Origin of the sequence: Mesorhizobium sp. M0174 (genome assembly GCF_040322275.1) — a bacterium.
Taxonomy (GTDB): domain Bacteria; phylum Pseudomonadota; class Alphaproteobacteria; order Rhizobiales; family Rhizobiaceae; genus Mesorhizobium.
The window spans coordinates 53,267-76,065 of record NZ_JAMYTB010000003.1; the positions used below are offsets into that span (position 1 = coordinate 53,267).

Here is a 22,799-nt window from a genome sequence, read left to right on the forward strand (position 1 = left end):
CGATAAAAAACACAATGGCACGCATGGCATTTCCTCCCTGATCGCCAATTTGCCCTGGCTGACCTGCGCAGGCCGACATTTAGTCCGCTGGCATGCGCTCTTGAATGGCAGAACGGATATCCACTGCTTGGAGTTGCGGCACCTACATACCACGGAACCCGGCCGGCAGGTAGAGTTCGATCATGCAATGGATTAATGCGGACAATCCGCTCAAGGCAATTTGGTGTTGCAGGTGGTGGCGATCCGGCCGACCGCCTCTTCAACTCCGGCGAGGTCAAACTCGGCTTTGCCGCGCCCCGACAGCAGCCCGAACCGCCAGGACAGCAGCAACCGGTCCGCGGAAATCAGTCGCCTGATGCCATCGGCACCGTCGCGGACCAGCATCCTGCTGTGCGGCCCGACCGACCAGCTTTCGTTGAGCTTGGCGGATTGGTCGACAGTCACCGACATGGCGATGGTTCGGCTGGCGGAAACGGTGTCGCTCAGCTGCAGCCATTCGCTCCAACGCGGTTCGCCGGCGGTCCGGCAGGCGATCGTCAACACCGGGCTGTAGCTCAACGCGCCGCCGCCGGTGATGAGCTTGTTGGTCGCGTAAAGCGAAGCGGTGACAAGGCCATCGCTGCTCTTGTCGAACCGCCAGTTGTCGAGAACCGTATCAGCCTGGGCAATGCCGAAGACCGACGCAAGCAGGAACGCCGCCGCCGCCACGCTTCCGATACCGAAGAACTGTCTCAACGATGCCTCCAACAACCGCTGCGATTTCGCAACCCAGCGCAGATAATCATCAAAGCTTCGTATCGCTACCTCGACCGCCAGATACGTGAAATCCGTTGCGTCTGCGCCACAACGAAAAAGGCCGCCTCGAGAAGGCGGCCTTTCGGAATTCAGCAGGAACGTTATTCAGCGTCCTTGGCGGCCTTCTTCTTCGGCGCGGCCTTTTTCTTCGGTTCTTCGGCGTCGTCGTCGGCCTTCTTTGCGTCCGCTTTTTTCGCAGCCGCCTTCTTCGCCGGCTTGGCCTTGGTTGTCTCCGTATCCTCGTCGTCGGCCAGCAGCTCTTCCTTGCTGACCTTGACATCGGTGACCGAAATCTGGCCGAGCAGATGGTCGACCACCTTCTCTTCGAACATCGGCGCGCGCAACGTGTTCAGCGCTTCGGGATTGTTGCGATAGAATTCGAAGGCTTCCTGCTGCTGGTTGGCCGGATAGCGGCGTACCTGCTCGAACAGGCCGCGCTGCAGTTCCTCGTCCGTCACGGTGACGCCGGCCTTCTCGCCGATTTCGGCGAGAACCAGGCCGAGACGCACGCGGCGCTCGGCAAGCCGCATATATTCGGCACGCGCTTCTTCTTCCGTCGTCTCTTCGTCGGCAAAGGTGCGCCCGGCAGCTTCGAGATCGCGATTGACCTGGTTCCAGATGTTGTTGAACTCGGCCTCGACGAGCTTGGACGGCGCCTCGAACGAGTAGGCAGCGTCGAGCTGGTCGAGCAACTGCCGCTTGACTTTCTGGCGCGTTATCGAGCCGAACTGGTTCTCGATCTGACCGCGCACCACCTCGCGGAGGCGCTCCAGAGATTCCAGGCCAAGGTTTTTGGCCATCTCGTCGTTGATCTCAAGTTCGCCGGGCTTCGACACTTCCTTGACGGTCACGTCGAAAGTGGCTTCCTTGCCGGCCAGATGCGTCGCCTGGTAGTTTTCCGGGAAGGTAACCGTGACCTGCTTCTCGTCGCCGGCCTTGCTGCCGACCAGCTGGTCCTCGAAGCCGGGGATGAATTCCTTCGAGCCGAGCACCAGCGGCTGATCGGTGCCGGCGCCGCCGTTGAAGGCTTCGCCGTCGATCTTGCCGACGTAATCGATGGTCACGCGGTCGCCCTCGGCGGCCTTGCCGGTCTTCGGCTCGTAAGTGCGGGCGGATTCAGCGACACGCTTGACCTGCTCGTCGATCTCTTCATCCGGCACGTCGAACACCTGGCGCGTCACCTTGATGTCGGAGAAATCCTTGATCTCGATCGGCGGAATGACCTCATAGTTCAGGCGGAACTCGAAGTCGGCACCGCCTGCCAGGATCTTCTCGGCTTCCTTCTCGTCCTCGGTCATGATCACTTCGGGCTGCATGGCAGCCTTTTCGCCGCGCCCGGTGATGATCGAACGGGTCGAGTCATTGAGGATCTCGTTGACCACTTCGGCCATGAACGATTTGCCGTAGACCTTGCGCAGATGCTGCACCGGCACCTTGCCGGGGCGGAAGCCGTTGATGCGGACCTTGTTCCTGGCATCGGAGAGCCGCGCCATCAGCTTGGCTTCCATGTCACCAGCCGGCACGGTGATCTTGATCTCGCGCTTGAGACCGGAGTTGAGCGTTTCGGTGACCTGCATCATAAAACCTTTGTTCCACCAATGAGGCCGTCAAACGGCCCCTGCCGTTTACAGCCTGCCGGTATGATCTTGCCGGGAATGGCTTTTGGTGCGGGACTTGGCGATCTGTCCGCTCAGCGCGGCACAAATCCTCCAGAAATACGCTCCAAAATGTGAATAAGTCTTTGTTTTTCCTACTTCTTATCACATTCTGCAGAAGCGGATCGTCGCGTCCCGTCACATTCGACACGCCTTTTGTCACAGGCGCGGCCGATTTTCAACCATCTTTGCATTCCGGCCAATGATGCCGATGTGGGCTCTGACATTGACAGAATGATGGCTACATGGGATTGGCCGGGCAATGCGGATGTGGCGGAATTGGTAGACGCCCTGGATTTAGGTTCCAGTGCCGAAAGGCGTGGGGGTTCGAGTCCCTTCATCCGCACCACCCTTCGCTCTTCGAGCTTCGGGTGGCAGGCCACTCGAAGCTCCTCCGAAGCCCTGGCGAAGGAGGGTCATTGGCAAGGCAGTAGCGATCTAATAAAGCGGCTCCTCGAACAGTGTCTTGTCGCCGTCCACCAGCGCCTTGATCTGCGCCGTGCCGTTGGCCGCGATCGCCACGCGGATGCCGAACGGCCGCACCCGCATGTCGTTCTGGATCGCTATCCCCTCGCCTTTCGGCAGATAGAAGCGCTCGATGCCGTACTCCGGCGCGATCGTCGTTGCTCCCTGGCTGATATCCCAGCCCTCGGAGACGTGTCCGACGATATCGGCTTCACCGGATGCTGCCGGCGCCGGCGCTTGCCCGAACCAAGCCGCGGTCGGCCCCCAATAGCCATCGGCGCCCTGCTTCAGCCTGACCACGATCGACGTTTCCTCGCTGGAAAGCTTGCCGGCCGGAATGTTGCCGATCAGTTTCACCGGTATGCGCGAAATATCGTAGCCGAGCAGAATGTAGTCACCGCGCAAGAGATCGCGCGGATCGATCGGCTCGACCCTGAGCAGGACCTGCTTGCCATCGCGCAGGATCGCCGCGCGTCCGGCGATGATCCAGCTCAGAAAGCCGATCTGGACGAGCGCCAGGACCAGCGCCGAGATGATCAGTCTTTTGCCGGTCATCATGCCGCCGCTCCTGTCATGTTCGAGGCGTTCATGCGCTTTTCTATGCGGATGATAATGAAAGCAAGAACGGCGAGAAGTACCGCCGCCGCAAGCAAGAAGCCTGCCGTGTCGAGCATTGATTGCAGCATCACCACATAAATGATGGCGAGTTCGAAGGCGAAGCCCGCATAAGCAACCCAGCGCAGTCCCCGGCTCTCGCGGCCGCCCAGCACGATCGCCGCGACGATGCCGGCCAGCGCAACAGCCGAGGCAATGGCGAAGCCGCCATTGTAGCTGCTTTCATCCGCCAGTTCGAATTGAATCATCGCCAGGCCGGTGAGAAAGCCGATCAGCGCGTGCAAGGGTAACCTGCCGCCGAGTTGCAAAACCCTCTCGACCGGCCCGGCAGCAAAGATCGCAGCGGTAAAAAGCAGCACCGACGCGGCAACGAGCGGGATGGCGACGTGCAGCGTGTCATATTCCATGGCCAACAGCACGAGGTAGAAAAGGACCGACAGGATGATCAGGTGGCGCGCCGCCTGGCTGCGCGTCCAGAACGAAACGGCGAACAGAATTAGCGCCATGACCACGAAGAGATGCGGAAATTCCGTGCGCCGGAAGTAGTCGAACCCTCTCAGGAACAGCCAGGCATCGGCGATGCCGACGGCAGCGACGGTCAGCGGGTTTGAACGCAGCGCCACCGCCGCCAGCGCCGTACCGGCGCCCCAGGTGATCAAGGCCGAGGCCTCGTCGCCCGACAAATGATACATCTGGCCGATCAGCGCGATCGATCCGCCGAACGCTGCTGCCGCGACGATCCACAGCGCCTCGCCGATCGCCGCATGGTCGCGCATCTTCAGCACCGCCCCGCCGACATAGCCGGCAAGGATAACGGCAAAAAGTGCCGCGACCCGCACCAACCGCGGGATGACTTCCCAGTTGGCGGCGATGAAGATGAGGATAGCGGCGCCGAACAGCAGCGCCGCCATCATCGCCAGGATCGAGCCGAAACTCAGCGATTTGCGTTCGTTTGCCTCGACGTCGCGCGTCAGCGCAACGGCTGTCGGCGCATCGATCAGGCCGGCCTGTTGCCATCGTGCGATATCCGACCTGACCCGTGACGAATAGCCCGCCATGCCCCTCCCCTCTGCTTGGTCCTTTTAGCTTGTCCGGCCAAGCGTTTGACCTAACGGCATTTTTCCGATCTGGGCGGAAAACCGGACGCGCGTTAATGTTGCATTGCACAAATTGCATTGCTGCCATGCACCAATAGCGCTTTTAAATCGATATGACCCCACCTATTTTCACGGTGCACACAAAGACGGAATGATCCGAAAGAAAGACGAAACGAGACTACCATGAACCTGATCCGCAACTATCGCAACTGGCGCCGCTATAGGGACACCGTGTCCGAGCTGAGCCGCCTGAGCACCCGTGAACTGACCGATCTCGGCATCAGCCGCAGCGACATTCACTACGTCGCCCGCAAGTCGGTCTAATCCTTCGGGCCGCAAATGGTCCGAACCAGTTTTGAAAAGAGAACGACAATGAACCTGATCCGCAACTATCGTAACTGGCGCGTCTACCGCGAGACGGTTACCGAGCTGGGTCGCCTGTCGAACCGCCAGCTCAACGATCTCGGCATCGTCCGCGACGAGATCAAGATGGTCGCCCGCAGGGCGATCTAACCACAAGAATTTCGCCAGGGTCGACCTCCTCCCCGACCCTGACGGATACGGTCAGCCTTCACCTCCTCCCGAGGGTTGACCACAAAAACGGCGCCCGCCGGACCTCCTCCCCCGGCGGGCGCTGTTTCCAGGTTGTTTCTAAAAGGGTTTCGCGCCCTTCAAATGGCGAAAAGAATTTCGTCAAAGCCGACCTCCTCCCCGGCAATGACGAATACGGTCGATCTTCACCTCCTCCCGAGGATCGACCAACAAAACGACACCCGCCGGACCTCCTCCCCCGGCGGGTGTTGTTGTTTTTGGGGCGGCTTCCCCCGTCAGCCATGCAATTGCAATCCTTGCGCCAAGCGACTATTTCGGCGCTCATGAGCAAAAATCCCATTCACGTCATCGGCGGCGGTCTCGCCGGCTCCGAAGCCGCCTGGCAGGCGGCCGAAGCCGGCGTTCCCGTTGTCCTGCATGAAATGCGTCCCGTCCGCGGTACCGACGCGCACAAGACCGACGGGCTGGCCGAGCTCGTCTGTTCCAATTCCTTCCGCTCCGACGATGCGCAAACCAATGCCGTCGGCCTGCTGCATGCCGAAATGCGGCTCGCCGGTTCGCTGATCATGAGCGCCGGCGACGCGCATCAGGTGCCGGCCGGCGGTGCGCTTGCCGTTGACCGCGACGGGTTTTCCGAAGCGGTGACCAGAACGCTCGAAGCCCACCCGCTCATCACCATCCAGCGTGAGGAAGTGCCCGGCCTGCCGCCGGCGGAGTGGGACCAGGCGATCGTTGCCACCGGTCCACTGACCGCGCCGTCGCTCGCCCAGTCGATCGCGGAAGCGACCGGCGCCGACGCGCTCGCCTTTTTCGACGCCATCGCGCCGATCGTCCATTTCGACACGATTGACATGGACATCTGCTGGTTCCAGTCGCGCTACGACAAGGTCGGCCCCGGCGGCACCGGCAAGGATTACATCAACTGCCCGATGGACAAGGAGCAGTACCTTGCCTTCGTGCAGGCGCTGGTCGACGGCCAGAAAACCGAATTCAAGCAGTGGGAAGGCACGCCCTATTTCGACGGCTGCCTGCCGATCGAGGTGATGGCCGAGCGCGGCGTCGAGACGTTGCGCTACGGGCCGATGAAGCCGATGGGACTGACCGATGCGCATAATCCGTCTGTAAAGGCGTATGCCGTCGTTCAGCTTCGCCAGGACAATGCGCTGGGCACGCTCTATAACATGGTCGGCTTCCAGACCAAGCTGAAGCACGCCGAGCAGGTGCGCATATTCCGCACCATTCCCGGGCTGGAACACGCCGAATTCGCCCGCCTCGGTGGCCTGCACCGCAACACCTACATCAATTCGCCGACGCTGCTCGACGCTTCGCTGCAGTTGAAGTCGCGGCCCGGCTTGCGTTTTGCCGGCCAGATCACCGGCTGTGAGGGCTATGTCGAGAGTGCCGCCATCGGCCTGCTCGCCGGGCGTTTCGCCGCCGCCGAAAGGCTTGGCCATGCGCCGTCCCTGCCGCCCTTGACCACCGCTTTCGGCGCGCTGCTCAACCACATCACTGGTGGCCATATTGTCTCTGACGACGAGCCGGGAAAGCGCTCTTTCCAGCCAATGAATGTCAATTTCGGCCTGTTCCCGCCCGTGGAGGCGCCAAAGATCGAAGGCAAGCGGCTGCGCGGCAAGGACAAGACGGTCGCCAAGCGGCACGCGGTGACATCGCGCGCGCTCGCCGACTGCCGCGAATGGCTGGGGCTGCCTGCAACAGCGCAAGCTGCGGAATAGATCTCGGTTTTTGCGGATTTCGCGGCGGAGAAGTAGGATAATATCCTACTTTGTATCGCGAGCCAAATCCCATGGAATCCGCTGAGAAACTGTCCGTCACCGTAACACCCGCCATGGCGCGAATGATCCGCGAAAAGGTCGAGGACGGCTCCTACGGATCGGCGAGCGAGGTCGTCCGCGCGGCTCTTCGCGCCTTCCAGCGCGAAGAGGAAGAACATGCCGAGCGCATGGCCTCGATCCGGGCGCGCGTGAAGGCCTCGATCGAGGACACAAGGCCAAACCTTTCAGGCGAAGAAGTTCGTGCCCGTCTTAGGGAATTCGTCGCGCAGTATTCGAGCCGCGCCGATGATTCGGCGCCTTGAGGTCGAATATCGCGAAGACGCCCAAAATAATTTGGCCGATATTTTCCGGCATATTGTTGAGACTGGTGGAAATCCTGACGTTGCATTGAAATCGTCCTGCGCATCGAAGATCGATGTCAAAACATCGGCAATGCACCGCGTGGCGGCCAGCCGCGCGGCGACATTGCGCCAGGATTGCGAACGGTGCCGTTCGAGCACTCGGCTATCACCCGCCTATGTTGTCGACGATGATGTCGTCCGCATCGTCAACATCTTCTATGGCGGTCGCGACTATGAAATGCTGATGCGCGATGGCGGATCAAGTGATCCATCATGATGGAAACTACTCAGCCGGGCCGATGCTCGCCGCAGGCCGGATTTCCTCATTAGCAATCAGCCTTCACACAGCCGGCCAGCCTTGCGTCGCACGCCGGAACAAGAGCCAATGCCGGCGCAAGGCCGAAAGCCGTACCGCGCCATCAAGCGGTGAATGGCGGGAGCCGTCCATCTGGTCGAGATAGGCGCGCGTCAGAGCCAGCGGCAGAAAGGCCGGGCGCAGTGAAACCGGCAGAGCGAACGCCCCCTGCTCGAAAGCGGAAAGATGCTCGCGTGCCAGCGCGATCATCGCGGCGACCGCGCGTTCCGCGCCCGGCCCGCCGTCACCTGTAACGAACTCTTGCGGCGACGATCCCGCCGCAGCCAAAATATCGGCCGGGACAAAGCACTGTCCCCGCTTGCGATGCAGCGGCAGCAGAAGCAGGAGACCGGTCATCGCCTGCGCACAACCTGCCCTGCCGGCAAGATCGGCAAAGCGCGGCGCTTGGACCGGATCGAGCACCATCGCCGCAAGCTGGATGAGTGCTGCGGCAGTCTCGCCGCAATAGCCTTCGAGGTCGGTGCGTGACGGCATCGGATCGTCATAGAGATCGAAGATGCGCGCTTCGAGCATATTGTCGAAAGCGGCCTTAGGCAGGCGGTGAGCGGAAATCGCCGTCCTCAGCGCGTCCGCCACGGGATGGCCGATCTGAGTCCGATCCTCTTCGGCGGCGATGACGTCGCGCCACCATTGCAGCCGCACCTCGCCCGGCAGCGCCTCGTGGATGCGATCGCGTACGCCAGCGATTTCGGCGTTGAAGGCATAGAGCGAAAACAGCGCGTCACGCTTGTTCTCGGGCGCATAGAGCACGCTGAGATAGCGGTCATGGTCGGCGGCACGCACCGTCTCCATGACGAGTTTGGTGTTTTCGGCCACGTCAGTCGACGGCGATGAGCGCTGCGGCCACGGCGCGATCTTCCGCCAGCAGCACATTATAGGTCCGCACCGCCGCCCCCGTCGACATCGGATCGGCGGAAATGCCCGCTTCTTTCAGTGCCGTACGCAGCGCGGCAGGCAATGGTCTCAGATCCTTGCCGCTGCCAACCAGCAGGATCTCAACCTTGGCGGCCTCGTTGAACAGCTTGGCGAAATCCGCTGCCGTCAGCGCCAACGGATCGGCCGGCTCCCAGCCATAGATGCCCGAAGGCAGGCACAGCAGCGAGCCGCGATGCGACATGTCGGCAAAGCGGAAACCGCCATTGCCGTAAGCCTCGATCGGTGCGCGGCCCGGGAAATGCGCCTCGCGGATGACGATGCCCTTGGCCACTTTTGAGGCAAGCCGTCAGGTAGCTATGGCTTTGCCGCCGCCCACCGGCTTTTCCTCATCGGACGCTGTGGCCTGCGGCCGCAGCTTGAACAGGATAAGCAGTGGCGCGGCGATAAAGATCGACGAATAGGTGCCGAACACGACGCCGAACAGCATCGCCATGGTGAACGAGCGGATCACCTCGCCGCCGAACAGCACCAGCGCCAGCAACGCCAGGATCGTCGTCACCGAGGTCAGCGTCGTCCTCGACAGCGTCTCGTTGATGGCGTTGTTCAGCAGTTGCGGCAGCGGCATTCGCTTGTATTTTCGCAGATCCTCGCGAACGCGGTCATAGACGACGATGGTGTCGTTGAGCGAATAACCGATGATGGTAAGGATCGCCGCCAGCGACGACTGGTTGAATTCCAGGCCGGTGATAACGAAGAAGCCGATCGTCATGACCACGTCGTGCACGGTCGCAACGATGGCGCCGACCGCGAACTGCCATTCGAAGCGGAACCAGACATAGATCAGGATGCCGAGCAGCGCGATAAGCATGGCGATGGTGCCTTGCTTGGCAAGCTCGCCCGAGACCGTCGGCCCCACCACTTCGACGCGGCGGAAATCATACTGATCCTGCAGCTCGCCGCGCACCTTGTCGATGACGGTCTGCTCAGCGTTCTCGCCGCCCGCCTGCGTGCCGACGCGGATCAGCACGTCGTTCGGTTCGCCGAACTGCTGAACCTGCACCTCGCCGATATTAAGTTCCGTCAGCCTGCCGCGGATGTCGGCCAGATCGGCATTGCCGACCTTGGACTGCACCTCGATCAGTGAGCCGCCCTTGAAATCGATGCCGTAATTTATGTCGATGGTCATGAAGCCGATGACCGACAGCACCGAAAGCACGCTGGACAGTGTGAACGTCCAGCGCCGGATACCCATGAACGGAATTTTCGTGCCTGGTGGAATGAACGTCACAGGCGCCCGCGGCAACTCCTTCGGACGGGCGCGGCGAAGCCAGATCGACACGAGCAGGCGTGTGAAGGTGAAGGCGGTGAAGACCGTGGTCAGGATGCCGATGGCATAGGTGACGGCAAAGCCCTTCACCGGCCCGGTTCCGAGCCAGAACAGCACCACGGTCGCGATCAGTGAGGTCACGTTGGAATCGACGATGGTCGCCAGCGCCTTGCTGAAACCGGTATCGATTGCCTGAATGACCGAGCGGCCGGCACGTCGCTCCTCGCGGATGCGTTCATAGATGAGAACGTTCGAATCGACCGCCATGCCGATGGTCAGCACGATACCGGCGATACCGGGTAGGGTCAGTGTCGCTCCAAGCAGCGACAGCAGCCCGACGATCATCGCCACATGCACCGCCAGCGCGATGTTGGCGAGGAAGCCGAGGAAACCGTAGGCGACGAACATGAATGCCACCACCAGGATCGACCCGATGATGCCGGCGACCTTGCCGGCATGGATGGAGTCCTGGCCAAGTCCCGGCCCCACCGTCCGCTCTTCGATTACCGTCAGCGTCGCTGGCAAGGCGCCGGCGCGCAGCAGCACGGCGAGATCGTTGGCGCTCTCGGCGGTGAAATTCCCCGATATCTGTCCGGTGCCGCCCGGGATCGGTTCACGGATCTGCGGCGCCGAAATCACCTGATTGTCGAGGATGATGGCAAACAGCTTGCCAACATTCTGTGCCGTCGCCTGGCCGAACCGCTGCGCCCCTTTCGAATCGAACCGGAACGAAACAACCGGCTCGTTGGTCTGGGAATTGAACGTCGCCTGGGCATCGACCAGGTTTTCGCCGGAAACGATGACGCGGTTCTCGATCAGGTACGGAACCGGCGGGTCGTCCTGCGAATACAGCACCGAGGATCCCGGCGGCGGGCGGCCGTTCAGCGCATCCTGCACCGGCATCGACTGGTCGACCATCTGGAAGGTCAGCTTGGCAGTCTGGCCAAGAATTTCCTTCAGCCGTTGCGGATCCTGCAGACCAGGCACCTGCACCAGGATACGGTCGTCGCCTTGGCGCTGCACGATCGGCTCGGTGGTGCCGAGTTCGTTGACACGACGCTCGACAACCTGGATCGCCTGCGTCAGCGCCGTCGAGGTGCGATATTTGATTCCCGCATCGGTGACGGAGAATTTGAGCAGGCCGGGCTCGGAATCATCCAGCGTCATCTCCTGGATGGAGCCGCCGCTGAACAGGCCTGCGGCCACCGGATTGGTCAATGGTTTCAAGGCTGTCTTGGCAGCGTCGATCTGTGCGGGATCGGTGATGCGGACCTGCACCGTGCGGCCCGTTCCGGAAAGGCCGGTATAGCCGATCTTGGCATCGCGCAGCAGCGTCCTGATTTCGTCGCGCGTCGTCTCCAGCCGATCCTTGATCAGATCGTTCGGATCCATCCTGAGCAGGATGTGCGAGCCGCCCTGCAAGTCGAGGCCGAGCGTCATCTGCCGCTTCGGCACCCAGTCGGGCAACTTGGCCAGCGTGCTGGCGGAAAAAAGGTTGGGCGCAGCGAGGACCACTGTGGCGGCCACGGCCAGCCAGATCAGGATCATCTTGAAGCGCGAAAAATAAAGCATCAGTTCTTATCCGTTCAGGCGTACAAGCGGCAGCATTCCGCCATCGGTCGGTTTGCGGGCATATTTCTAATTCTGACCACGGCCGGCCCTATCGTGCTTCCTCGGCGATTGTCAATCTTGCTGGCAAGGGGCCGGTGCGCAGCAGCAGGGCGAGGTCATTGGCGCTTTCAGCGGTGAAATTTCCCGATATCTGACCGGTGCCGCCTTCAATGGGCTCTCGGATAACAGGCGCCGAAATAACCTTATCGTCTAATATAACCGCAAACGGCTTGCCGATATATTGCGTCGTAGCCCATTTGAAACGCGCCGTACCCCGGGAATCAAGCCGGAATGAGACGACGCGTTCATCGGTCGCCAAATTGCGGGTTGCTTGCGCATCCAGCACATTTTTACCTGAAAGGATAACCCGATTTTCGATCAAGTAGGGAACCGGAGGATCGTCCATCGAATAAAAAACCGCCGAGCCGACGGGCGGGCGGCCGCTGATTGCCTCGTCGACTGGCATCGACAGATCAACGAGTTGGAAGCTCAGGTGACCGGGCCGGGTGAGAATTTGTCCTAGCCTTTGCGGATCGGCAACGCCCGACGCGCGGACCAATATGCCGTCTTCATTCGTTGACCGAACCACCGGGTGGGTGGCGCCCAGGTCGCGGATACGATCTTTGATGACTTCAACCGACTGTGCAAGCGCGGCCGAAGTTCGATACTTCAAACCTGCATCCGTTACGGTGAATTTGAGCAGGCCGGGCTCACTGTCGTCCAGGGTCATTTCCTGGACGCCGCTGTCCGCGACAGGATCGGTCACCGTTTTGATTGCCGCCTTGGCGAGGTCAAGCTGAGCCGGATCTGTTATGTGCACCTGAACGGTCCGAGCCGAACTGGCAAGGCCGGTATAGCCGATCCTTGCTTCGCGTAGCAGCGACCGGACCTCGTCGCGTGTCGCTTTCAGCCGGCCCTCGATCACGTCGGTCACATCCAACCTGAGCAGGATGTGTGGACCATCTTGCTGGCTTGCTTCAACTATTGACTGGCTTTCGGCAAGCCATTCGGGTCGCGTGGTATGCAAACCGGCGGCGAAGATATTAGTCGCGTGGAAGACAACCGTGCCGGCCAAGGCAAGCCACTTCAGGATCATCTTCAGGCGCCAAAGGTGGAACATATGCCGTCGTTCGTCAGAGCCCTGCCCGCGGATCGTTCCGCCGACAATTCGGTTATTTCTTGGCGTTCTGGTTCGCCACCGGCTCGCCCTTGACGCGCACGTCGGCGATCGTCGATCGCAGCGCCGTCACCTTGGTGCCACCGCCGAGATCGATCTCGAGCTCGTTGTCGTCGATGACCTTGGTCACCTTGCCGACAAAGCCGCCGCCGGTGACGACGGTGTCGCCACGGCGAACCGCCGCCAGCATCTCGCCGCGCTTCTTCAGCTGCGTGCGCTGCGGCCGGATGATCAGAAAATACATGATCACGAAAATCAGAGCAAACGGCACGATCTGGATAAACATTGCGGACGAGTCCCCGCCGATGCCTTGGGCGTATGCCGGTGTCACGAACATCGAGGTACTCCTGAATTTTAAAAACAGCCGCAAACCGTTCTGGGAATTTGACGGCCCCGCCAAATTTGGCCGGAATATAGTCGGTAACGTTGCCAATGCAACTGCGCGGCCGGGCAAATCGGCTGCTTTTCCGGCCTGGTGAGCCGTGTTAGAGGGTGATCCCGAAAAGCGACGCTCGGTTTTCGCAAAAGATGATGCCCGAACAAATGCTTGGGACGAGTTTCGAAACCGCTGAAATCAGGTAGGTTGGCCTGCCGCACCGTCCCGAATGCGAACAAAAAGACAAGAGATGACCGACAGCACCATCGATATCCTGAGCCAGAAGCTCGACCGTCTGATCGAGGCGATCGCCCGCCTCGCGCCGCCGCCGGTGCCGCAAACCGACCTCGGCGACGCCGATTGCTTCGTCTGGCAGGCCGATCCCGGCTATCTGGAGCCGGTGCTCAAGGTCAACCGCGTCGACATCGGCCTGATCCGCGGGGTCGACCGCGTCCGCGACATATTGGTCGACAACACCGAGCGCTTCGCCTCCGGCTATGCCGCCAACAACGTGCTGTTGTGGGGCGCGCGCGGCATGGGCAAATCGTCGCTGGTCAAGGCCGTGCACGCCGCGGTCAACGCTTCGACCAAGCTCGACCTGCCGCTCAAGCTCATCGAGATCCATCGCGAAGACATCGACACGCTTCCGAAGCTGATGAGCCTGCTGAAGGCAGCGCCCTTCCGCTTTATCCTGTTTTGCGACGACCTGTCATTCGACCATGACGACACGTCCTATAAATCGCTGAAGGCAGCGCTTGAAGGCGGCGTCGAGGGCCGCCCGGCCAACGTCATCTTCTACGCCACCTCGAACCGGCGGCATTTGTTGCCGCGCGACATGATCGACAATGAGCGCTCGACGGCGATCAATCCGTCCGAAGCGGTCGAGGAGAAGGTTTCGCTGTCGGACCGCTTCGGCCTGTGGCTTGGCTTCCACAAATGTTCGCAGGACGAATATCTCGACATGATCGACGGCTATGTCCGCCATCACGATCTCGCCATCGATCCCGAGACGCTGCGCGCCGAGGCGCTGGAATGGGCGACGACGCGCGGCAGCCGTTCGGGCCGCGTCGCCTGGCAGTTCACCCAGGACCTGGCTGGCAGGCTCGGCAAGCCGCTGAAGGATTAGCCGCTCAAGGGCTAACAGCAGAAGAAGCCCGCACCTTGCGAAGCGGACTTCCTCGGCGGGCTGAAGGTCAGGTGGCCCGCAAATCGCTTTTCGTCGTCTATTCGAGATAGGTCGAAGGATCGACCGGCGCCGAGTTCTTGCGCACTTCGAAATGCAGTTTCGGCGAGTCGGTGGTGCCGCTCATGCCGGACAGGGCGATTTCCTGGCCGCGCTTGACCTTCTGGCCGCGCTGCACCTCGATCGAGCTGGCGTGGCCGTAGACAGTGACCAGACCGTTTTCGTGCCGCACCAGCACCGTGTTGCCGAATTCCTTGAGGCCGTCACCGGCATAGATGACGACACCGTTTTCAGCCGCCTTGACCGGCGTCCCCTCGGGCACGGCAATGTCGACGCCGTCCTTGCCGCCGCCGAAGCTTGAGATCACGCGGCCGCGCACCGGCCAACGCATCTTGCCGATGCCGGTCGCGTCCGGCGCCACCGCATCGTCGTCCTCGGCCTGCTGGATGACTTTCGCATCCTTCTTCGGCGGCGTGTAGGAGGCGAGCGTCTGCGTCGGCGTGGCCTTGGCCGGCGGCTGGGTGGTAGCCGTCGTCACCGGATCGACCTTTGCCGGCTTCACGCCGGCGACGACAGCGGTTCCGCCTGCCGGCACTTTCAGGGTCTGGCCGATCTTGAGCAGTCCATCCTGCATGCCGTTCGCCTGCTTCAGCGCAACGACGCCGACGCCGGTCTTTCTGGCAATGGCGGACAGCGTATCGCCTTGCTGAACCGTGTAAGTGCCGCCGGTACCGGCCGGTTTGGCCGTCGCCGAAGCCACCTTCGCCGCAGTCTTTCCATCCTTCGGCTGGCTCGCGGCAGCCGAGGCGTCCACCTGCGCGGCAGACTTGCCTTCCCTGAGCTTCGGTTGCTGCGGCAGCACGGCCACCTTCGCCGGCGCCTCGGCCGGCTGGTCGTGCCTGGTGCCGTTCGCGGGCTTGGCGTCGGCGACTTTCGGCGCGGCGCCGTTGCTCGAATACGCATAGGCCGGGATGACGAGCTTCTGGCCGGTCTTCAGCCCCTTGGTCGCGCTCAGCCCGTTGACTTTCATGATGGCATCGGCCGGCACGCCGTAGCGCCGTGACAGGCCGGAAATGGTCTCGCCGTCCTTGACGACGATCTCGGTTGCATGCGGCGCGCCGGCGGCCGTCGCCATGCGCGGCGCGTCGGGCTCGGCGTTCTTGAACGGCCTTGCCGCCGGAGCGACGGTGCCGGTTGCCGTCCTGTCGACACGAGGAGCGGCAGGCGCCAGGGCCGGCGCGGCAGCGGTACGCACCGGCCGGGCGGCAGGTGCCAGGGCGGGAGCCGGCGGTGGCAATTGCTGCGCCGTGACCGGTTCGAGGCTTGAGCGGCTGACCGACTGGGTGTGGCTGCCGTCGATCGGCGCGGCCGCAACATCGCCCGGATAGGGCTGGGCAGCATCCTGCTTGTCGATGATGGCGCGCTGGTTGTTGGTCGAGGCGGTGAACACGTCGTCGACGCTGTTGAACCGCGCCACCTGGGAACTACACCCCGTCGCAGCGCCTGCGATCATGAGGACGGCGCAGCCACGCGCCAGATTGCGTCCGTTTGCCTTCAAAACACTGAATTGCATCGCACTAACCCGCACAGACCCGGTACAACTGAGTGTGATTAAAGCGCGTTAATGTTACCGGTCGGTTAAACCTGTAGAATCAGGCGCAAATTTTCTTAAAATATTCCAGGATCCGGGCGCCGGGTGTGCCGAGATTCAGGTCAGGCCGAGCCGAAAATGGTAGGTTCCGAGAACCGGAGCGGAGCGTACTTTTGGGTACATGAGCACCGGAAGCGGAGGAAACCGCCATTTGCAGGCCGACCTCACCTGAATATCGACACAGCCTAGATCACTGCGGCGACACCGTGCAGGATCGGCTGCAGGCGCACCAGGCCGATATCCTCGCGTTCGAAGCGGCTGCCGACCTTGGTAAGCTTGGCCAGCACCTGCTCGCCCTCGTCGGGTCCGATCGGCGCGATGACGATGCCGCCGCTCGACAATTGATCGAGGAGAAAGCGCGGCAGGCTGTCGAAGGCCGCCCAGGCAACGATGCGGTCGAACGGCGCTTCGTTGGCCAGTCCGTTGGAACCGTCCGCCTGACGCACGATGACATTGCCGATGGCGAGTGCCTCAAGGCGCTGCCGGGCCTGTTCGGCCAGCGTCTTGTAACGGTCGATGGTGACGATCCGCGCGGCAAGCCGCGACATCACCGCCGCCGTGTAGCCCGACCCGGTGCCGATCTCGAGCACGCGGTTGCCCGGCTCGATCGCAAGTGCCGCGATCACCGCCGCCTGCAGGTCGGCGCCTTCGATGGCCTCGCCGCATTCGATCGGCAGCATACGGTCCGACCAGGCTATGGAGTGAAAATGCGGAGACAGAAAGCCGCGCCGCGGCGTCGCCTCAAAGGCGGCGATCAGCGCCTTCGGCACCGTGCCCCTGCCGCGCAGGCGAAGCAGGAAGGCAGCGAAACCTTCGCGCTCGTCGACCGTTGCAGCGTGGTTTGAGTTCATGCGAGCGCCTTGGCCAGTTGATCGCGGATTTCATGCGCGGTGAGATCGAGCTGCAGCGGCGTCACCGACACCAGCCGATTGCGCAAGGCATGGAGGTCGGTGCCTTGCTTGCCCTCGACCGGCTCGCGGCCGAAGCGCAGCCAGTAGTAAGGCAAGCCGCGCCCGTCGCGCCGCTCGTCGACCCACAGGCTGTGGACCAGCTTGCCCTGCGAAGTAACCACAGTTCCGGCGATCTCTTCCGGCGTACAATTCGGAAAATTGACGTTGAGCAGCACGCCGTCCGGCAACGGCATGGCGACGAGCTTTTCGAGCAGCGCCGGCGCCAGCGCTTCGGCGGTCTCGTAGGGAACGACGCGGTCCTCGCCGACATAGGAATAGGCCTGGCTGATGGCGATCGAGCGCACGCCGAGCAGCGCGCCTTCCATGGCGCCGGCGACCGTGCCCGAATAGGTGACGTCGTCGGCGATGTTGGCCCCGGAATTGACGCCGGACAGGATCAGGTCAGGCGCTTCGGGCAGGATCTTCTTCACGCCCATGATGACGCAGTCGGTCGGCGTGCCGCGCACCGCAAAGTGCTTTTCGCCGATTTTCCTGAGCCGCAGCGGCTCCGAGATCGACAGCGAATGCGCATAGCCGGACTGATCCTGTTCCGGTGCCACCACCCAGACGTCGTCCGACAGCGTGTGCGCGATGCGTTCGAGTGATGCAAGGCCCTCGGCATGGATGCCGTCGTCGTTGGTCAGAAGGATGCGCATTATGTCGATTCGATCTTTTCCAGACCGCCCATGTAAGGCCGAAGCGCTTCAGGAATGGTTACGCTGCCGTCCTCGTTCTGGTAATTTTCGATGACGGCAATGAGAGCGCGGCCGACGGCGGTGCCCGAACCGTTCAGCGTGTGGACGAAGCGGTTGCCCTTGCCGTCCTTGTCCTTGTAGCGGGCGTCCATGCGCCGCGCCTGGAAATCGCCGCATACCGAGCACGACGATATCTCGCGATAGGCATTCTGGCCGGGCAGCCAGACCTCGATGTCGTAGGTCTTGCGCGCACCAAAGCCCATGTCGCCGGTGCACAGCGTCACGGTGCGGAACGGCAGGCCGAGCCGCTTCAGCACCTCCTCGGCGCATTCGGTCATGCGCTCATGCTCGGCAACCGAAGTCTCCTGGTCGGTGATCGACACCAGTTCGACCTTGTAGAACTGGTGCTGGCGCAGCATGCCGCGCGTGTCGCGCCCGGCCGAGCCCGCCTCGGAGCGGAAGCACGGCGTCAGCGCCGTATAGCGCAGCGGCAGTTTTTCGTGCGGCGTGATCTCGTCGCGAACGAGATTGGTGAGCGGCACTTCGGCGGTTGGGATCAGGCCAAGCCTGCCGTCCCCGTGCCGAACGAAGAATAAATCCTCCTCGAATTTCGGCAGTTGCCCGGTTCCGAAAAGCACCTCGTCGCGCACCATCAACGGCGGCTGGATCTCTACATAGCCGTGCTCGGTGGTGTGCAGATCCAGCATGAACTGGCCGAGCGCGCGTTCCATCCGCGCCAGGCCGCTTTTGAGTACGGTGAAGCGCGAGCCGGAAAGCCGTGCTGCCCGCTCGAAATCCATCATGCCGAGCGCTTCGCCGATCTCGAAATGCTCCTTCACCCAGTTCGGCCGCGTCGGCACCTCGCCGACGACGCGCTTGACGACGTTGTCGTGCTCGTCCTTGCCGACCGGCACGTCGTCGAACGGCACGTTTGGCAGCACAGCCAACACATCGTTCAGCGCCTTGTCGAGCTCGCGCTCGCGCGCCTCGCCATTCTGGATGAAGGCCTTGATCTCGCCGACCTCGGCCTTCAGCCTTTCGGCAAGAGCGGCGTCGCCCGAGCGCATGGCATTGCCGATCTCCTTCGAGGCGGCGTTGCGGCGTTCTTGTCTGGCCTGCAGCTCGGTCAGATGCTCGCGCCGCGCCTCATCCGCCGCGATCAAGTCGTCGACCGTGGACCGCGCATCCTCAGCCGACCACGAGCGCTTCTGGAGCGCTTCGACAAGGGCCTTCGGGTTGTCGCGAATCCATTTGATGTCAAGCATGGTCTGTTCGTCCTTGAGTAGGCCAGAGGGGGTAAACCGCATCGATGCAAGGCGTCAAGGCAGAGTTCCTTCGCGCCCCCCTCTGTCCTGCCGGACATCTCCCCCACGGGTGGGGAGATCGGCCGTCACTGCGGCTTTCGCCAATCTCCGGCGCTGAAAAAGCAAGCCATCGGCGAAGTTGCCAATCTCCCCCCAAGTGGGGGAGATGTCCGGCAGGACAGAGGGGGGCGCTGTCCCGCCGACCTCAGGCGGCAACACCGGAACTTCAAAAGGAAGAAACAAAAAACCCGCCCTGAGTGGGCGGGTTTTTGGAGCCAATTGGCACCATAGCCAAATTAGTAGCATAGCTGCCGGCACAAAGCAAGAACAAAGTTGCAGCGGCTGGAAGAAAGATGCTGTCCGCTTCAACCGAACCTACGTCGATGACGCGTCCGCCGGCTTGTCGGCCACCTCTTCGGTGGCGTCCTGTTTCTCGCGGGCCACACGGTCGCGCTCCTTGCTGCGCTCGATCAACCGGGCCGACCAGATCGAGACCTCGTAGAGCAGGATCGTCGGAATGGCGAGGCCGATCTGGCTCATCGGGTCGGGCGGCGTCAGCACCGCCGCCACGACGAAGGCGATGACGATCGCCCATTTACGCTTCTCGGCAAGGGCCGTGGACGACAGCATGCCGACCCGCGTCATCAGGCTTGTCACCACCGGCAACTGGAACACCAGGCCGAAGGAGAAGATCAGCGTCATGATCAGACTGAGATATTCGGACACTTTCGGCAGCAGCGAAATCTGCACCTGGTCATTGGTGCCGGTCTGCTGCATTGCGAGGAAGAACCACATTACCATCGGCGTGAAGAAGAAATAGACCAGCGACGCGCCCATCAGGAACAGGATCGGCGAGGCGATCAGGAACGGCAGGAAGGCATTGCGTTCGTTCTTGTAGAGGCCGGGCGCGATGAATTTGTAGATCTGCGTGGCGATCAGCGGAAACGCTATGACCATGCCGCCGAACATGGCGAGCTTGACCTGGGTAAAGAAGAATTCCTGTGGCGCCGTATAGATCAGCTCGACCTTGTGCGGGTCGAGCCCGGCCCATTGCGTGGCCCATTTGAACGGAATGACCAGAAGGTTGAACAGCCGCTTGGCGAAAAAGAAGCAGACCAGGAAGGCGACGAAAAAACCGCCGATCGACCAGATCAACCGCCGGCGCAGCTCGATCAGGTGCTCCATCAGCGGAGCCGACGATTTTTCGATCTCGTCCTTTTCCTTGTCCGAAACGCTCACTTGGCGGCTCCCGCCGTTTTCCTGGCGGCCGGCTTCTTCGCTGCTGCCGCCGGCTTCTTCGCTGCTGACGACTGCGGTTTCGGCTCAGCTTTTGCGGCGGCCTTTGGCGCAGCGGTCTTTGCCGGCTTGGCCGGCGCGGCGGCCGCGGCTTTCACGGGCGCCTGCTTCTTCTTTGCCGCAGATGCTTTTTGCGGCACTGCCGCTGCAGCCGTTTGCGCCTGCACGGCCGGCGCCACGACGGACTCGTCCGTCATCGCCGGAAAAATCGGCGTGGCCGGCGTCGGCTCCGGCGGGCTGACGCCCGGCATCGTCGTTGCGCCGTTGTTCAGCGGCTCGGCTGCCTGCTCCGTCGAAGCGGCGGCATCGACGGCCGGCTTGGGTTTCATCACGGCATCGACCCCGGAACGGACGTCGGCGGCGGCCTGTTCGAATGGATTGAGCTGCTTCCTGATCTCGGCTGCCGGATTGAGACTTCTCAGCGAATCGACCGACTTCTTGACGTCGTCGAGTTCGGCTTCCTTTAACGCGTCGTTGAACTGCCGCTGGAAATCGGAAGCCATGGCGCGCAGCTTCGCCGTCGTGCGACCGAAGGTGCGCAGCATGTTGGGCAAATCCTTGGGCCCGACGACCACGATCATGACGATCGCGATCACCAGCATCTCGGTCCAGCCGACTTCGAACATGGCTATACGTTCCGACTAAAGTTTGGGCTCAGCTTTTGCTGGCCTTTTCCTTCGGTACCGAAACGGTTTCGTCGGCACGGTGTTCGACGGTGCGCTTGTCGTCGGCAGTCTCGTCGTCCGCCATGCCCTTCTTGAAGCTCTTGATGCCCTTGGCCATGTCGCCCATCAGCTCGGGGATCTTGCCGCGGCCGAAGACCAGCAGCACGATCACCAGAACGATCATCCAGTGCCAAATCGAAAATGAACCCATAGCAAATCTCTCTCGAACGGTTTCCCAGACGCTGATCTATGCGCTTTCGGGTTCGGATTCAAACAGAACTGCGACAGAGTTCATGAATGAGTCGCCGAAGTCACGCACTTTCGGCACGGCGGCCCGCTACCAATCGGCGCAGTTCCATCCTGCCTGTGGCTTTAAGATGGCGCTCGGCTCAATCTTCCGTGACGCGCGGCGTCAAAAGACCGAGTTCCTCGAGGTCGATATCGGTCAGCGGATCCTCGTCGTCGGTGAGCGCATCGGGATCGGCCGGCGGCAGCGGCACCGAGAAATTCGACGGCATACGGCCGGACAGCAGCCCCGCACCCTTCAATTCCTCCATGCCGGGGAGATCGCGTATCTCCTCCAGCGCGAAATGGTCGAGGAAAATATCGGTCGTGCCATAGGTGACGGGACGGCCGGGCGTGCGGCGCCGGCCGCGCATCCTCACCCATTCGGTCTCCATCAGCGTGTCGAGCGTCCCCTTTGACGTCTCGACGCCGCGGATGTCCTCGATCTCGGCGCGCGTTACCGGCTGGTGGTAGGCGATGATCGCCAGCACTTCGAGGGCAGCGCGGGACAGTTTGCGCTGCTGCACCGTGTCACGGCTCATCAGGAAGGCGAGGTCGCCGGCGGTGCGAAACGCCCACGCATCGCCGACGCGCACCAGATTGACGCCGCGCCGCGCATAGATCTGCTGCAGTTCGGCCATTGCCGCGGCAATGTTGATGCCGTCGGGCAGTCGCGAAGTGAGCTGTTTTTCGCTGACCGGCTCGGCGCTGGCGAATACGATCGCCTCGGCCATCCGTACGGCCTCCGCCATATGCAGCCGCTCGCCAGGATTCCGCGACAAATTTTGCCCCTGATTTTGTGCCGGATTCTCGGCGACCGCGCCTTGCTCGGCGTCGTCCTCGACCTTGAACGGAATGATCGAAGCGTTGGCGCGTTCGCTCATGATGTCACCTCGACTATCTTGATGGCCTGGGCGCGGCCGCGCAGATAAAGCGGCGCGAACACCTGGTCCTGCCGCATTTCCATCTTGCCTTCGCGCACCAGTTCCAGTGTCGCGGCAAACGAGCTGGCAACCGCGGTGCGCCGGTCTTCCGGGCCGGCCAGATATTCGACCAGGAAACTGTCGAGCGCCGTCCAGTCGCGCAGCGACCCGATCAGCCTGGTCAGCACGTCGCGCGCATCCTTGAGCGACCACACGCCGCGCCTGGCAATCGTCACATTGGTGATCGCCTGCTTCTGGCGCTGCTGGGCATAGGCGGTCAACAGGTCATAGAGCGAGGCCGAATAGGCATTGCGCCTCTCGACGATCACCATCTCCGGCATGCCGCGTGCAAACACGTCGCGTCCGAGCCGGTTGCGGTTGACCAGCCGTGCCGCCGCGTCGCGCATCGCCTCCAGCCGCTTCAGCCGGAACTGCAGCACCGCCGCCAGTTCCTCGCCGCTTTCGCCTTCGTCGCCGGGCTGCTTGGGGATCAGGAGCTTCGACTTGAGAAACGCCAGCCACGCTGCCATCACCAGATAGTCGGCGGCAAGCTCCAGCCTGAGCGCCCTCACCTTCTCGACGAATGCCAGATACTGTTCGGCCAGCGCCAGGATCGAGATGCGCGACAGGTCGACCTTCTGATTGCGGGCAAGATGCAGCAGAAGATCGAGCGGACCTTCGAAACCGGCCACATCGACGACCAACGCCGGATCGCCGGTCAGCCGGGAATCGTCGTTCTCGGCCCACAAGCGGTCCATCGGTGCGGCCTTGCCGGCCTTCAGGTCCAATGC

Annotated in this window: 25 protein-coding genes and 1 tRNA gene; 8 read left to right on the plus strand and 18 right to left on the minus strand. The window is 62.1% G+C overall.

Annotated elements, in window-relative coordinates; translation table 11 throughout:
* Positions 1-210 precede the first annotated feature (210 nt).
* Complete coding sequence (locus NKJ13_RS06650; RefSeq protein ID WP_352479775.1) at positions 211-735, minus strand: hypothetical protein; 525 nt, start codon at positions 733-735, stop codon at positions 211-213.
* 161 nt (positions 736-896) lie between these two features.
* Complete coding sequence (tig, locus tag NKJ13_RS06655; protein WP_352689973.1) at positions 897-2,372, minus strand: trigger factor; 1,476 nt, start codon at positions 2,370-2,372, stop codon at positions 897-899.
* Positions 2,373-2,714: 342 nt separating this feature from the next.
* Between tig and NKJ13_RS06660 the strand changes: the two genes are divergently transcribed.
* Positions 2,715-2,799, plus strand: a tRNA-Leu gene (locus NKJ13_RS06660).
* A gap of 89 nt (positions 2,800-2,888) precedes the next feature.
* On the opposite strand, the gene NKJ13_RS06665 is transcribed toward NKJ13_RS06660, so the two are convergent.
* Both NKJ13_RS06665 and NKJ13_RS06670 read right to left on the minus strand, forming a co-directional pair.
* Positions 2,889-3,473 carry a GDYXXLXY domain-containing protein gene (locus NKJ13_RS06665; RefSeq protein WP_352689953.1) on the minus strand — a complete coding sequence of 195 codons (585 nt, stop codon included), beginning with the start codon at positions 3,471-3,473 and terminating at the stop codon, positions 2,889-2,891.
* On the minus strand, positions 3,470-4,588 hold the full coding sequence (locus NKJ13_RS06670) for a DUF2157 domain-containing protein (RefSeq protein ID WP_352689952.1): 1,119 nt from the start codon (positions 4,586-4,588) through the stop codon (positions 3,470-3,472). Before NKJ13_RS06670 ends, NKJ13_RS06665 begins: the two co-directional genes overlap by 4 nt.
* 222 nt (positions 4,589-4,810) lie before the next feature.
* On the opposite strand from NKJ13_RS06670, the gene NKJ13_RS06675 reads away from it, so the two are divergent.
* From NKJ13_RS06675 to NKJ13_RS06695, 5 genes are all read left to right on the plus strand, one after another.
* Positions 4,811-4,951, plus strand: coding sequence for a DUF1127 domain-containing protein (locus NKJ13_RS06675; protein WP_254818335.1), 141 nt, complete (start codon positions 4,811-4,813; stop codon positions 4,949-4,951).
* A 48-nt stretch (positions 4,952-4,999) separates the two neighbouring features.
* A complete protein-coding gene (locus NKJ13_RS06680) occupies positions 5,000-5,140 on the plus strand; it encodes a DUF1127 domain-containing protein (protein ID WP_023678914.1) in 141 nt (46 codons plus the stop codon).
* Positions 5,141-5,502: 362 nt separating this feature from the next.
* The gene (gene trmFO / locus NKJ13_RS06685) at positions 5,503-6,912 is read left to right on the plus strand and encodes a methylenetetrahydrofolate--tRNA-(uracil(54)-C(5))-methyltransferase (FADH(2)-oxidizing) TrmFO (protein WP_352689951.1); all 1,410 of its coding nucleotides are present in this window, start codon (positions 5,503-5,505) and stop codon (positions 6,910-6,912) included.
* A 71-nt stretch (positions 6,913-6,983) separates the two neighbouring features.
* Complete coding sequence (locus NKJ13_RS06690; RefSeq protein WP_352505857.1) at positions 6,984-7,274, plus strand: type II toxin-antitoxin system ParD family antitoxin; 291 nt, start codon at positions 6,984-6,986, stop codon at positions 7,272-7,274.
* Positions 7,258-7,590, plus strand: coding sequence for a type II toxin-antitoxin system RelE/ParE family toxin (locus NKJ13_RS06695; RefSeq protein WP_352505856.1), 333 nt, complete (start codon positions 7,258-7,260; stop codon positions 7,588-7,590). The genes NKJ13_RS06690 and NKJ13_RS06695 overlap by 17 nt, the downstream gene beginning before the upstream one ends.
* A 63-nt stretch (positions 7,591-7,653) precedes the next feature.
* On the opposite strand, the gene NKJ13_RS06700 is transcribed toward NKJ13_RS06695, so the two are convergent.
* From NKJ13_RS06700 to yajC, 5 genes are all read right to left on the minus strand, one after another.
* The gene (locus tag NKJ13_RS06700) at positions 7,654-8,481 is read right to left on the minus strand and encodes a phytoene/squalene synthase family protein (RefSeq protein WP_502896052.1); all 828 of its coding nucleotides are present in this window, start codon (positions 8,479-8,481) and stop codon (positions 7,654-7,656) included.
* 25 nt (positions 8,482-8,506) lie between these two features.
* Complete coding sequence (locus NKJ13_RS06705; RefSeq protein WP_352505854.1) at positions 8,507-8,896, minus strand: Mth938-like domain-containing protein; 390 nt, start codon at positions 8,894-8,896, stop codon at positions 8,507-8,509.
* Positions 8,897-8,911: 15 nt separating this feature from the next.
* Positions 8,912-11,464 carry a protein translocase subunit SecDF gene (secDF, locus tag NKJ13_RS06710; protein WP_352505853.1) on the minus strand — a complete coding sequence of 851 codons (2,553 nt, stop codon included), beginning with the start codon at positions 11,462-11,464 and terminating at the stop codon, positions 8,912-8,914.
* Between the two features lie 88 nt (positions 11,465-11,552).
* Positions 11,553-12,599 (minus strand): SecDF P1 head subdomain-containing protein, encoded by a 1,047-nt coding sequence (locus NKJ13_RS06715; RefSeq protein WP_352777449.1) that lies wholly within the window; start codon positions 12,597-12,599, stop codon positions 11,553-11,555.
* A gap of 76 nt (positions 12,600-12,675) precedes the next feature.
* A complete protein-coding gene (gene yajC, locus NKJ13_RS06720; RefSeq protein WP_254818328.1) occupies positions 12,676-13,017 on the minus strand; it encodes a preprotein translocase subunit YajC in 342 nt (113 codons plus the stop codon).
* Between yajC and NKJ13_RS06725 the strand changes: the two genes are divergently transcribed.
* Positions 12,923-13,159 (plus strand): hypothetical protein, encoded by a 237-nt coding sequence (locus NKJ13_RS06725; RefSeq protein WP_254818400.1) that lies wholly within the window; start codon positions 12,923-12,925, stop codon positions 13,157-13,159. The two genes, yajC and NKJ13_RS06725, sit on opposite strands and share 95 nt — an antisense overlap.
* A 147-nt stretch (positions 13,160-13,306) precedes the next feature.
* The gene (locus NKJ13_RS06730; RefSeq protein WP_254818327.1) at positions 13,307-14,182 is read left to right on the plus strand and encodes an ATP-binding protein; all 876 of its coding nucleotides are present in this window, start codon (positions 13,307-13,309) and stop codon (positions 14,180-14,182) included.
* Positions 14,183-14,279: 97 nt separating this feature from the next.
* Here the strand turns inward: NKJ13_RS06730 and NKJ13_RS06735 are convergent, their stop codons facing one another.
* The 9 genes from NKJ13_RS06735 to NKJ13_RS06775 all read right to left on the minus strand — a co-directional run bounded on the left by NKJ13_RS06735 (position 14,280) and on the right by NKJ13_RS06775 (position 22,766).
* Entirely contained in the window at positions 14,280-15,812 is a 1,533-nt protein-coding gene (locus NKJ13_RS06735; RefSeq protein WP_352505852.1) for a peptidoglycan DD-metalloendopeptidase family protein, read from the minus strand.
* A 263-nt stretch (positions 15,813-16,075) separates the two neighbouring features.
* Positions 16,076-16,741 (minus strand): protein-L-isoaspartate(D-aspartate) O-methyltransferase, encoded by a 666-nt coding sequence (locus tag NKJ13_RS06740; protein ID WP_352479785.1) that lies wholly within the window; start codon positions 16,739-16,741, stop codon positions 16,076-16,078.
* A complete protein-coding gene (gene surE, locus NKJ13_RS06745; RefSeq protein ID WP_352505850.1) occupies positions 16,738-17,496 on the minus strand; it encodes a 5'/3'-nucleotidase SurE in 759 nt (252 codons plus the stop codon). The genes NKJ13_RS06740 and surE overlap by 4 nt, the downstream gene beginning before the upstream one ends.
* The gene (gene serS, locus NKJ13_RS06750) at positions 17,496-18,800 is read right to left on the minus strand and encodes a serine--tRNA ligase (RefSeq protein ID WP_352505849.1); all 1,305 of its coding nucleotides are present in this window, start codon (positions 18,798-18,800) and stop codon (positions 17,496-17,498) included. The genes surE and serS overlap by 1 nt, the downstream gene beginning before the upstream one ends.
* Positions 18,801-19,214: 414 nt before the next feature.
* Complete coding sequence (gene tatC, locus NKJ13_RS06755; protein WP_254818322.1) at positions 19,215-20,078, minus strand: twin-arginine translocase subunit TatC; 864 nt, start codon at positions 20,076-20,078, stop codon at positions 19,215-19,217.
* Positions 20,075-20,761, minus strand: a complete 687-nt coding sequence (gene tatB / locus NKJ13_RS06760; protein WP_352777451.1) for a Sec-independent protein translocase protein TatB — start codon at positions 20,759-20,761, stop codon at positions 20,075-20,077. Before tatB ends, tatC begins: the two co-directional genes overlap by 4 nt.
* A gap of 28 nt (positions 20,762-20,789) precedes the next feature.
* The gene (locus NKJ13_RS06765; protein WP_292664900.1) at positions 20,790-21,011 is read right to left on the minus strand and encodes a twin-arginine translocase TatA/TatE family subunit; all 222 of its coding nucleotides are present in this window, start codon (positions 21,009-21,011) and stop codon (positions 20,790-20,792) included.
* A gap of 178 nt (positions 21,012-21,189) precedes the next feature.
* The gene (gene scpB / locus NKJ13_RS06770) at positions 21,190-21,969 is read right to left on the minus strand and encodes an SMC-Scp complex subunit ScpB (protein WP_352737146.1); all 780 of its coding nucleotides are present in this window, start codon (positions 21,967-21,969) and stop codon (positions 21,190-21,192) included.
* The gene (locus NKJ13_RS06775) at positions 21,966-22,766 is read right to left on the minus strand and encodes a segregation and condensation protein A (RefSeq protein WP_352689972.1); all 801 of its coding nucleotides are present in this window, start codon (positions 22,764-22,766) and stop codon (positions 21,966-21,968) included. The genes scpB and NKJ13_RS06775 overlap by 4 nt, the downstream gene beginning before the upstream one ends.
* Between the last annotated feature and the right edge of the window lie 33 nt (positions 22,767-22,799).